This window comes from Streptomyces sp. NPDC008317, from assembly GCF_042955955.1.
Taxonomy (GTDB): Bacteria; Actinomycetota; Actinomycetes; order Streptomycetales; family Streptomycetaceae; genus Actinacidiphila.
Genome location: NZ_JBIBFQ010000008.1, coordinates 348730 through 360281, shown reverse-complemented (window position 1 = coordinate 360281; position 11552 = coordinate 348730). Strand labels below are relative to the sequence as shown.

The 11552-nt window shown below is 70.4% G+C and carries 9 protein-coding genes; 6 read left to right on the top strand and 3 right to left on the bottom strand.

Annotated features, from left to right (window positions below; all coding sequences use genetic code 11):
- Positions 1-126 precede the first annotated feature (126 nt).
- From ACFY9V_RS26135 to ACFY9V_RS26125, 3 genes are all read left to right on the top strand, one after another.
- Positions 127-909 carry a hypothetical protein gene (locus ACFY9V_RS26135; RefSeq protein ID WP_391163182.1) on the top strand — a complete coding sequence of 261 codons (783 nt, stop codon included), beginning with the start codon at positions 127-129 and terminating at the stop codon, positions 907-909.
- A 38-nt stretch (positions 910-947) separates the two neighbouring features.
- Entirely contained in the window at positions 948-1955 is a 1008-nt protein-coding gene (locus ACFY9V_RS26130; protein ID WP_355341729.1) for a phosphotransferase, read from the top strand.
- Between the two features lie 184 nt (positions 1956-2139).
- Positions 2140-2781, top strand: a complete 642-nt coding sequence (locus ACFY9V_RS26125; RefSeq protein ID WP_391163180.1) for a hemerythrin domain-containing protein — start codon at positions 2140-2142, stop codon at positions 2779-2781.
- A 76-nt stretch (positions 2782-2857) separates the two neighbouring features.
- Here ACFY9V_RS26125 and ACFY9V_RS26120 read toward each other — a convergent pair whose 3' ends face one another.
- The 3 genes from ACFY9V_RS26120 to ACFY9V_RS26110 form a co-directional block, all read right to left on the bottom strand.
- Positions 2858-3778 (bottom strand): zinc-binding dehydrogenase, encoded by a 921-nt coding sequence (locus tag ACFY9V_RS26120; protein WP_355341723.1) that lies wholly within the window; start codon positions 3776-3778, stop codon positions 2858-2860.
- A 261-nt stretch (positions 3779-4039) separates the two neighbouring features.
- The gene (locus ACFY9V_RS26115) at positions 4040-5041 is read right to left on the bottom strand and encodes a beta-ketoacyl-ACP synthase III (RefSeq protein WP_355341720.1); all 1002 of its coding nucleotides are present in this window, start codon (positions 5039-5041) and stop codon (positions 4040-4042) included.
- Positions 5042-5531: 490 nt separating this feature from the next.
- The gene (locus ACFY9V_RS26110; RefSeq protein WP_391163178.1) at positions 5532-7580 is read right to left on the bottom strand and encodes an NB-ARC domain-containing protein; all 2049 of its coding nucleotides are present in this window, start codon (positions 7578-7580) and stop codon (positions 5532-5534) included.
- Positions 7581-8257: 677 nt separating this feature from the next.
- Between ACFY9V_RS26110 and ACFY9V_RS26105 the strand changes: the two genes are divergently transcribed.
- From ACFY9V_RS26105 to ACFY9V_RS26095, 3 genes are read left to right on the top strand one after another with little or no spacing between them, the layout of a single operon-like run.
- The gene (locus ACFY9V_RS26105; protein WP_391163272.1) at positions 8258-9559 is read left to right on the top strand and encodes an extracellular solute-binding protein; all 1302 of its coding nucleotides are present in this window, start codon (positions 8258-8260) and stop codon (positions 9557-9559) included.
- Positions 9559-10563, top strand: coding sequence for a sugar ABC transporter permease (locus tag ACFY9V_RS26100; protein WP_355341711.1), 1005 nt, complete (start codon positions 9559-9561; stop codon positions 10561-10563). The genes ACFY9V_RS26105 and ACFY9V_RS26100 overlap by 1 nt, the downstream gene beginning before the upstream one ends.
- Positions 10560-11480, top strand: a complete 921-nt coding sequence (locus ACFY9V_RS26095; RefSeq protein WP_391045826.1) for an ABC transporter permease subunit — start codon at positions 10560-10562, stop codon at positions 11478-11480. The genes ACFY9V_RS26100 and ACFY9V_RS26095 overlap by 4 nt, the downstream gene beginning before the upstream one ends.
- The last annotated feature ends 72 nt before the right edge of the window (positions 11481-11552 follow it).

Here is an 11552-nt window from a genome sequence, read left to right as displayed (position 1 = left end):
GCCTCCCGCGCGACGACGCGGCGCGCCCCGCCCGCCGCCTACCGTGAGCGCGTCCCGGCCGCGCCGCGTCCGGGACTCCCCGGCCGGGAGCGCCGCCGGGGCCCCCTCGGTCAGGAGTCCCGCGCCATGTCCGCCACGGCAGCAGCAGTCGTCCCGCCGCCCGCCCGCCTCCCCGTGCGCGGCGCCGAGCGGGCGGCGTACGCGGTCGGCGCCGCGCTCATCGTGTCGGGCCTGTTCCACCTGGGAGTCTTCGCGGTGGACGGCGGGCCGTGGGACGGCCCGGTCTCCTGGCGCAAGCCCTTCACCTTCGGGGTGTCCTTCGGCCTGACCCTGATCGCGCTCGCCCGGGTGACCTCGTACGTGCGGATCGGCGAGCGGACCCGCTCCACGCTGCTCGCCCTCTTCGCGGCCGACTGCGTCCTGGAGGTCGCGGGGATCACCGTGCAGGCGTGGCGGCACGTGCCCTCGCACTTCAACGTGGAGACGCCGGTGAACGCCGCCGTCGCCATGTCGCTGGCCGTCGGCGGCGCGCTGCTCGTCGTGGTCCTCACCGCCTTCGCGGTCGCCGCCTTCCGCGCCCGGCCCGCCGGACCCACCGGAATGCCGCTCGCGCTGCGCGCCGGATTCGCGCTGCTGCTAGTCGGCCTGCTCTCGGGCGCCGCGATGATCGCCCGCGGGGTCGTCGACACCAGGACCGGCGACCAGCAGGCCGCGTACCACTCGACCGGCGCCCTCAAGCCGCTGCACGCAGTGAGCCTGCACGCGGTCCTCGTACTCCCCGCGCTGGCCTGGCTGTTGGCCCGTACGCCCTGGTCGGAGTCCGTCCGGCGGCGGATCGTGCTCGCCGCCGTGTGGGCCTACGCGGCCGCCGCCGTGGGCGCGCTCGGCTGGGGACTGGCGACCGCGTAGGGTTCGGCCCCACGGAAGGCGACCACGGGGAGGGGCGGATGGCACCGCTGACGCGGGACGACACGGTGGCCGGAGCGCTGGAGCGCGCCGGAATCCCGGCGGCCGGGATCGCCGGACACGCGCCGCTCCAGGGCGGCACGTACAACGCGATGCACCGCGTCGAACTCACCGACGGCGCCGTCCTCGTGCTCAAGGTCCCGCCGCCGTCGCGGGTCCCGAAGCTCGGCTACGAACGCGAACTGCTGCGCGGCGAGGCCCGGTTCTACGAGGGCGCCGCCACGGCGGGGGTGCCCGCGCCGCGCGTGGTGCACGCCGAGTACGACGACGGGAGCGAACAGGCCGCTCCCTTCCTGCTGATGACGCACTGCCCCGGTGTCACCTGGTCGGCGGCGGGAGAGGCCGCGGAGGGCGTCGGCGCGGCCGAGAGCGCGCGGCTGTGGCGGGAGACCGGCGGCCTGCTGGCCCGGCTGCACTCGGTGCGCGGACCGGCCTTCGGCTACCCGGCGCAGACCCTCGCCCCGCTCGACTCCCGCTGGCGGCCCGCCTTCACGGCCATGACCGACGCCGTCCTGGCCGACGCGGAGCGGTACGGACCCTGGCTGCCGCTCCCGGTCGCCGAGATCCGCGCCGCGCTGGCGACGGCAGCGCCCGTGCTCGACGAGGTCACCGAGCCCGCGCTGGTCCACTTCGACCTGTGGCCGGGCAACATCCTGCTCCACGGTCCCGCGGGCGCCCGTACGGTCAGCGGTCTCATCGACGGCGAGCGGATGTTCTGGGGCGACCCGCTGGCGGACTTCGCGTCGCTGTCGATCGGGCGCGACGACATCGAGCGCGACTCCGCCTTCCTCGCCGGATACGGCGCGGGCGGCGGGCGTACGGACTTCGACGCGGCGGCCCGGCGGCGGATCGCGCTGTACCGCTGCTACCTCTTCCTGATCATGCTCGTCGAGGTGGTGCCGCGAGGGACCGGGGGCGAGCATCTGGCATGGGTGAGGCAGTACACGGGACCGCGGCTGGAGGCGGCGCTGCGGACCGCGGCGGGGTGACGTGCCGGGCCCCGCGACTCGGGGCCGCGGCCGAACCCGGCCTCCTTATCGCGGGGTTCGCCCCGATCGGCGCGGAAGTCGCCGCCGCCGCGGGCCTCGGGGTTCCTGAGGAGGAAGCACCGTGACAGGCGTCGGTGCCACCATCTGACCACGTACCCGCGCACGCACTCATCAGGAGGCACGCATGAGTACCTACACCCCGTCGGATGCGCAGTCCCGGCTCGACTTCACCATGATGTACGCGGTGCACGACGCCTTCCGGCGCGACCTCGGCAGGCTGGTCACGGCCGCCGACCACAAGGCCGGGAGTCCGCGGGCCTTCAAAGAGGGCTGGAAGAACTTCACTTACTACTTGGACATCCACCACACCGCCGAGGACACCACCTTGTGGCCCGCCATGCGCGGGCGGATCGGAAGCGACCCCGAGCGGGTCGCGCTGCTGGACGCGATGGAGGCCGAGCACGCGGTGCTCGATCCGCTGATCGCGGCGGTCGATGCGCGGCTCGCGGAGGGTGACACGGCCGGGTTGAGCCAGGACGTGGAGCGGCTGCGGGACGCGCTGACGGCGCACTTCGACCACGAGGAGGACGCGGGGCTGCCGCTGGTGGGGGCCGTGGTGACCGCCAAGCAGTGGGACGCCTTCGGGGCGGAACAGCGCAGGCAGGTGGGGACGAAGGGGGCGGCGACGTTCTTCCCCTGGCTCCTGGACTCGGCGCCGGCCGCGACCGAGCAGAAGGTGCTGGCGCTCGTTCCGCCGCCGGTCCGCTTCCTCTTCCGCAAGACCTGGCGGCCCCGCTACGAGAAGCAGTCCCCCTGGGCCAAGTAGTTCCTGCCGCTGACACGTTCACCGCGCGGAGGTCGCACGATCCCTCCGCGCGGTGAACATCCGGGAGCTGCCCGGGTCAAAGGGCCAGCACCACCTTGCCGTTGACCTGACGGCGGTCCAGACACCGCAGCGCGGGCGTCGGATCGGTCCATGAGCCGACCAGGGCGACCTGGGGGTCCAGCCGGTCCTCGGTGACGAGTTGGAGCAGGAAGGCCAGGTCGTGGCCGACGTCGTGGCGGGTGATCTCGTCGAAGAGGAAGACGTAGTGGAGGCTGACACCGGGCCGGGCGCGCCCCCAGTCACGGGGAAGGCGTAACTCGGCCCGCGCGGTGTTGCCGTAGACGACCACGCTGCCGCCGGGGGCGACGGACTCGAAGGCCCAGGTCAGGACGGAGCCGCCGCAACTGTCGAGCAGGATGTCGACGGGCACGCCGGGGTCGGTGCCGTAGGTCGCGACGACATCGGCGCCGAGGGCGGCGAGACCGGTCGCGCGGTCCGGGGAGCCGACCCAGGCGATCACGTGGGCGCCCGCGGCGGCGGCGAGCTGGACGGCGGCCCGGCCGACTCCCCCGCCCGCGCCGGTGATCAGTACGGTGCGGCCGATCAGACGGCCGGCCCGCTGGAGGGCGTAGAGAGCGGTGAGGCCCGCGACGGGAAGGGCCGCCGCGGCGGCCCAGTCGACGGCGTCGGGCAGCCGGGCGAGCCTGCGGGTGTCGAGGGCGACGCGCTCCGCCCAGCCGTCGCGGTCGGCGAGGCCGACGACGCGGGTGCCCGCGGCGGGGCCCGATCCGTCGGCCGCCGGGCGCAGTACGGTGCCCGCGACGTCCCAGCCGATCCGGGAGCCGGGGGGCAGCTCGTCGAGCACGGACAGCTCGCCGCGGTTGACGGCCACCGCGCTGACCGCGATCAGGGCCTGTCCGGGCAGCGGTTCCGGCTCGTCGACCGGGTCGAGCCGGAGTCGGCCGTCCGCGTTGTCCGTTGTGACCAGGGCTTTCATCAGCTACCCGCCTTCTTCGTCACACGTCACCAGTGGGGAGAGGGAGAGCGGTGCGCGCCCGGTCGCGCGAGATTCCGGGCGGGTCCCGTTCTCCTCCTGGTACGTAGAGTCATTAACTCCGGCAGCTGTGACGGCCGATGATCGTTCATTTCGGAACGGCGGGTGTCGCGGGCGGAAAAGGCGCCGGCCGCCGCCCCTGTGTGCCGGGGCGGCGGCCGGTGCCAAGTGGTCGCGCTGCGCGCTGTGCTGGAGTGCGGTGGGTCAGGGCAGGGTGGCGACCACCGCGGCGTAGGACAGGCCGGAGCCGTACCCGAGCAGCAGTGCGGTGTCGCCGGAGTTGGCCTCGCCGGAGGCGAGCACCGCTTCCATGGCCTGCGGGATGGACGCACCGGAGGTGTTGCCGTTGGTCACGATGTCCTTGGCGACGGTGACTTCGGGCGGCAGGCCGATGGACTTGGCCATGCTGTCGATGATGCGCTCGTTCGCCTGGTGCGGGATGAACGTGTCGAGGTCGGCCGGGCCGACGCCCGCCACGTCCAGCGCCTGCTTGGCCACCTTGGCCATCTCGTAGACCGCCCAGCGGAAGACCCGCTGCCCGTCCTGGCGCAGTGCGGGGAACGCGTGGCCGGGGTCGTCCTTGAGCACGTCCCAGGGTGCCGTCTGCTCGATCGCGTCGGCCTGCGAGCCGTCCGCGCCCCAGACCACCGGGCCGATGCCCGGTGTGTCCGACGGGCCGATTACGACGGCCCCCGCGCCGTCGCCGAAGATGAATGCCGTCGAACGGTCGCTGAGGTCGAGCAGATCGGTCATCCGCTCCACGCCGACGACCAGGACGTGGCCGCCTCTGGCGCGCACGGCGTCGGAGGCGAGCACCACGCCGTGGACGAATCCGGCGCAGCCCGCGGTGATGTCGAAGGCCGCGGCCTCGGTGGCGCCGATCCGGTGGGCGATCTCCGTGGCGACCGCGGGTGTCTGCATGAGGTGGGTGAAGGTGGCGGCGATCACGCAGGTGATGCGGTCCGGGGTGAGCCCGGCTGCCGCGATGGCCTTGCTGGCGGCCTGCTCCGCCATCACGCCCAGGGTTTCGTCGGGACCGGCCCAGCGGCGGGTCACGATGCCGGTTCTGGAGCGGATCCATTCGTCCGAGGAGTCGATGTATCGACATACTTCGGCGTTGTCGACGACCGACCGGGGGCGATACGCGCCGACACCGAGAATTCGGGTGTGCCGTGCGCCGTCGGGCACGGCGATCTCAGCTTTCATGGGAGCCTTTCAGGCCATCGGCCATGGATGGGGGTCAGACCTTGCATCAGGCAGTGACCCATCGTCCTCGACGTGGTGTACGTCGCTCAACGCAGGGTCGCCATACGAATGATCCCGCGATTCAGCAGGAAAGAAGACCAATCCTTCCTCCACGCCGAGAGGTGGCCTGGAATCGACGCAGGTATGGCACACCTGTCCGAGACCAACCGCCCCGACCTGCGGCTTCTCCGTCCGAGCCCGCTTCGGCGCCGTCACTCGCACGGCCGGATCACCCCCCTTGCGGCGCGTCCTGCGGATCTAATCCCGTACGGTAAACGGCAAAAGGCGCACAGTGGTTCCGCCGAAAGGGCAATTGACATCAATGCGATAACGTGAAGCGCCGGAGTCGGCTCCGGGAACACACGATATTCGTTACCGATCAGTATCGGCCAACGCGCCGTCTCCACGGCGGCGACCCGTGTCACGCGTCACACCCGCCGGGGCACGGCGGTCAGCGTTGCGCCGGGGGCTCCTCGGCGAGAGCGGCGGCCAGCGCGGTGCGGCCGTACTCCGTGGCGCCGCGCCGGTACGCCCTGTCGTACGCGGCGTCGCCGACCAGAGCGCGGGCGGTCGCCTCGCACTGCTCGCGCACCCCGCGCAACTCCGGCGTGCCGCGCTGCGGGTGCCCGACGCTGCGCCAGTACGACTCGCCGACGCCGTAGACGGTGGCCGCCTGCTCGCCCCTGCCCTCGGCGGCCAGCGCGGCGGCCAGCAGGTCGAGGCCGAGCGCGATCCCGAAGGCGTCGCCGAGCAGCCGCTTGCTCTCCAGCATGGTGCGGGCGTGTCCCGCGGCCTCGTGCGGCGCCGACTGGAACAGCGCGATCAGCGCGAGTTGGTACTCCAGGTAGGACAGCGTCCAGACCTCGCCGAGCTGGGCGCAGTGCTGACGCAGTTCGCGGGCCCGCGCCCGCGCCTCGGGGAGCCGGCCGAGGCCGGTGAGCGCGAAGACCGCGACGAGGTGGCAGCGCAGCCGGGAGGGCGAGTCGAAGGCCCAGCCCGGTACGGCGGCCAGCGCCGCGTCCACGGTGTCGCGGGCGTCCTCGGCGCGGCCGGTGAGCAGGGCCAGCAGCCCGGACAGGTACGCGGCGGCGAACTGCGCCTCCTTGTCCCCGTCGTACGCGGCGGCCCGCGTGGCCAGTTCGCTGACCTGGAGCGCCGAGGGGTAGTCGCCCTGGAGGGTGATGGTCACTCCCAGCGCGCACAGCGCGCGGGTGCGTTCGGGGCCCTGGGTGTCGTGCGCCATCAGCGCGCGCTCCAAGTAGCCGCGAGCTTCCTTGAGATGGCCGCAGCAGGTCCAGAAGAAGCAGAGCAGTCCGGCGAGTTCGGCGGCGCGGGCGGGCTCGGTGGCCAGCAGGTGGTCGAGCGCGGTGCGCAGGTCGGTGTGGACGTCGTCTATCTGCCGGTAGCAGCGGGCCTGTTCGCTGCTCGACCACAGGGCGTCGGCGCGCCGGGCCAGTTCCAGGAAGTGCCCGGCGTGCCGGTCGGCCAGGGCGTGTTCCTCGCCCAGCTCGCGCAGCCACTCCTGGCCGTACTCACGGATGGTGTCGAGCATCCGGTAGCGGTGGCCGTCCCTGCGGACCACGGACTGGGCCACGAGGCGCTCCAGGGTGGCGGCGACCGCGTGTTCGGCCAGCGGGCCGCCGGAGGTCACCGCGCGCGCGGCGGTGAGGTCGAAGGAGCCGCGGAAGACGGTGAGCCGGGCCCACAGCAAGCGCTCGACCGGCGCGCACAGTTCGTGGCTCCAGCCGATGGTGGTGCGCAGGGTGCGGTGCCGCGGCGGCCAGACGAAGTCGGCGCGGGCCAGCACGTCGAAGCGGAAGCCGAGCCGGGAGGAGACGTCCTCGACGGTGGAGGGGCCGACCTGGGCCGCGGCCAACTCCAGTGCCAGCGGGATGCCTTCGAGGCGGCGGCAGATCTCTGCGGCGGCGCGGGCGGCGCCGGGGCCCGCGAGGGCGTCGGGGTCGGAGTCGGTCACGCGCCGGGTGAACAGCGCGAGCGCGTCGGCGCCGTCGCCGTCCAGCGGCCCCACTTCGGTCAGTTCCTCGCCCACCAGGTTCAACGGGCGCCTGCTGGTGGTCAGTACGGTCAGCCCCGGCGCGGAGGTGAGCAGTTCGCCGACCAGGTGCGCGCACTCGTCGACCAGGTGCTCGCAGGAGTCCAGGACCAGTAACAGGCGCTTGTCCGCGAGCCATTCGCACAGCGCTTCCACCGGCATGCGCGGTGAGTGATCGGAGAGGTCGACCGCGTCCGAGACGGTGGCCAGCAGCAACTCGGCGTTCTCCAGGGCCGACAGGTCGGCCCACCACACCCCGTCGGGGAACCGCGGCGCGGCCCGCTGCGCGGTGCGGGCGGCGGAGCGCTGCGCGATACGGGTCTTGCCGACGCCGCCCGCACCGGTGAGTGTGACCAGCCGGTAGGTCGCGAGCGCGGTGTCCAACCGCGCCAACTCCTCCTGTCGCCCCTCGAAGCTGGTCGTTTCCTCGGGGATGTAGCCCATCATGGGGACAGCCTGGCATCGTCCGGCCACACAGGGCAGCCACACGACCGGAGCAAAACGGGCCGGTGGACTTCCGGAACGATCTCGTCCGGTGTTGGCGATCATTGCCGATCATCGCGTGATGCCCGAACTTTACCGCTATCTCCGGCAATTCGGGCGCGTGGATGTCGAGTTCACCGGGGGCGCGCCCCCGCGACTCGGCCATGGCGTCGGAAGCACGCAATATCAAACATTAGAAGAGATGGATCTTCAGGGCCCGTTGCCCCTTTGGTGCATGTTGTTCCATCCGGTTCGATCGTGCTCGGACCGCCTCCGAGCTGCCACGATCCGACCGCTACCCTGAACCGTCCCTCTCATGCGGGGCGGCAACGGAATTGGGCGGCCAATCAGCACGCTACCTGCACATCACGGTCCGGCAACGCATCCGTAATGGGGCGTTGACGCTCCTGGGTATCTGGCGTAGAACTACCCCTGCGGTTGAGATGGCGTTTCATCTTGGTGACTTCTGTTGGAAATCGATAGGCTACAGGCCCTCCAGAAACGTCCACTCCGCCATCGCTCGCCTACCGCACCCGGAACGGCCACACACACATGGAGGCACCATGTCGGACGTCGAATCAACGGGAAGCAGCACAGCGGGAAGCGGCCTGGACAGCGGTACGTCGCCGTCGCGCAGAAACGTGCTCAGAGGCGTCGCGGGCGCGGCCGGTCTCGCCGTCGTCTCCGGCGGCCTGCTGACGGCCTGCGGCAGCGACTCCAAGGACTCCAAGGACAAGAGCAGCCCCAGCGCCTCCGGCGGCAAGGTCGGCGGCACGGTGACCTTCGGGTCCAACTACTCCGACTCCGCGCCGAAGGCCGCCTTCGCGGCCCTCACCACCGCCGCCGCAGCGAGCACCAAGGCGCAGGTCAAGATCAATACGGTCGACCACAACACGTTCCAGGAGAACATCACCAGCTATCTCCAGGGCACCCCGGACGACCTGTTCACCTGGTTCGCGGGCTACCGCATGCAGTACTTCGCCGCGCAGGGCCTGGCCCAGCCGCTGGACGACGTGTGGGACAAGATCGGCGGCAACTTCGGCGACGCGGCCAAGAAGCTCTCCACCGGCCTCGACGGCCACCAGTACCTGGTGCCGCTGTACAACTACCCGTGGGTGGTCTTCTACAACAAGAGCCAGTTCGCGGCCAAGGGCTACTCCGTGCCCACCACCTGGGACGCCTACGTGGCGCTCGCCAAGAAGATGAAGGGCGACGGCATCATCCCGATCGCCTTCGGCGACAAGGACGGCTGGCCCGCCCTCGGCACCTTCGACATCCTGAACATGCGGATCAACGGGTACGACTACCACACCAAGTTGATGAAGCACGAGATCCCGTGGACCGACCAGGGCGTGCACACGGTCTTCCAGCACTGGGCCGAGATCCTGCCGTACACGCAGACCGGCGCCAACGGGCGGATCTGGCAGGACGCGGCCAAGACCCTGGAGACCAAGAAGGCCGGGATGATGTTCCAGGGCACCAACCAGGTGGCCGCGCAGTACGTCTCGGACAAGGCCGACCTCGCCGACCTGGACTTCTTCACCTTCCCCGCGATCAACCCGTCCTACGGCCAGGACTACATGGACGCGCCGACCGACGGCTTCATGCTCAGCAAGAAGGCCAAGAACCCCGACGCGGCCAAGGCGATCCTGGAGTACATCGGCACCGGGCAGGCCGAGTCGGACTTCCTCAAGACCGACCAGTGGGACGTCGGCCTGGCCACCGGCCTCCAGGTGCCGACGTACAACGCGATCCAGAAGAAGTCGGTCGCCGAGATCGCCAAGTGCAAGGCGGTGGCGCAGTTCATGGACCGCGACGCCGACCCGGCGATGGCCACCGCGATGATCTCGATCATCCAGAAGTTCATCGACGACCCGAGCACGGGCAACATCGCCGGCCTCCAGAAGAGCGCCGAGGCCCAGGCGAAGGCGATCTACTCCTGATGAGTTCCCCCCAGACGCCCGCCCCGGCGGCGGCGGAAACCACGGCCACGCCGAAGGTCCGCCGCCGCCGGGGCATACGCAGGCTGAGTGCGCGCGACCGCGTGGTCGTCGCGCTCCTGCTGGGCATACCGCTCCTGCTCGACCTGGTCTTCGTCTGGTTCCCGGCGCTCGGCACGGTGCTGCTGTCGTTCACCAAGTGGAACGGCGTCGGCAGTCTGCACACCAAGACCTGCCAGCCGAATCTGCCGTCGATCCTCAACAACGGCTGTGTGTACGGCGTCCAGAACTACCACCAGGCCGCCACGATCTACCCGGAGTTCTGGCCCGCCGTCCGGCACAATCTGATCTGGCTGGCCGTCTTCGTCCTGATCGCCACACCGCTGGGCATGCTCTTCGCCGTCCTCATCGACCGCGGCATCCGGGGCAGCCGGATGTACCAGAGCATCCTCTTCCTGCCCGTGATGCTCTCCCTGGCGCTGGTCGGCATCATCTGGGAGTTCATGTACTCGCAGAACTTCGGGCTGATCAACACCGTCATCGGGCGCAACGGCAACGACAACGCCATCGACTGGCTCGGCAATCCCCACCTGAACCTGTGGTCGGTCCTGGTCGAGGCCACCTGGCGGCAGGCCGGATACGTCATGGTGCTGTACCTCGCCGGGCTCAAGGCCGTGGACCCGACGCTGCGCGAAGCGGCCCTGGTCGACGGCGCCAACGCCTGGCAGACCTTCTGGCGGGTGATCTTCCCCGTGATGCGTCCGATCAACATCGTCATCATGGTGGTCACCGTCATCGAGTCGTTGCGCGCCTTCGACCTGGTGTACATCACCAACAAGGGCATCAACGGCCTGGAGCTGCTCTCGGTCCTGGTCACCTCCAACATCGTCGGGGAGACCCAACGGGTCGGCTTCGGCTCCGCGCTGGGCGTGGTGCTGCTGGTGATCTCGCTGGTGCCGATCAGCGTCTTCCTGTACCAGACGTTCAGCCGTGAGGAATCGCGATGACCACCGATACCCTGCCGCGGCTGCACACCGAACCCGCCGCGCGGCCCCCGGGCCCCGGGAAGCCGCGCCCCTGGGGCCAGATCGCCTCGCAGGTCTTCCTGATCTGCGCCTCGGTCCTCTGGCTGCTGCCGATCGCCTTCGCGCTGTACGTGGCCGTCCGCCCGTACTCCGACACCCGCAAGTACGGCTATGTCTCGCTGCCGCACCACCTGACGTTCAAGAACTTCACCGACGCGTGGACCCAGTCGGACATGAAGCACTTCTTCTGGAACTCGGTGCTCATCACCGTTCCGGCGGTGATCGTCGTGCTGGCGCTGGCGTCCGGTGTGGCCTTCGTGCTGACCCGGGTCAACGTCAAGCTCAACATCGCGCTGCTGATCCTCTTCACGGCGGGCAACCTGCTCCCCCAGCAGGTCATCATCACCCCGCTGTACCGGATCTACCTGAAGATCTCGCTGCCCGGCTTCCTCAGCGGCAGCGGCCTGATGTACAACTCGGTCTTCGGCCTCATCGTCATCAACGTGGCCTTCCAACTGGGCTTCTGCGTCTTCGTGCTGAGCAACTACATGAAGTCGATCCCCGACGAGATGTACGAGGCCGCGCTGGTCGACGGCGCGGGGCTGTGGACCCGGTACTGGAAGCTCACCCTGCCGCTGTGCCGTCCGGCGCTCGCGGCGCTCGCGACGCTGCTGACGACCTGGATCTACAACGACTTCTTCTGGGCCATCACCTTGATGTCGTCGGGCGACAAACGCCCGGTCACCTCGGCACTGGCCAATCTCCAGGGGCAGTTCGTCTCCAACCAGAATCTCATCGCCGCCGCCGCGATGATCGCGGCGGTGCCGACGCTGGTGGTCTACATCCTGCTCCAGAAGCAGTTCATCGCCGGTCTGTCGCTGGGCTCCAGCAAGGGCTGAGCACACGGGCAGGGGCCACGCTTCCGCTCCCGTCCCCCAACGGCCGCCGCCGGGAACCCCGTTCCCGGAGGC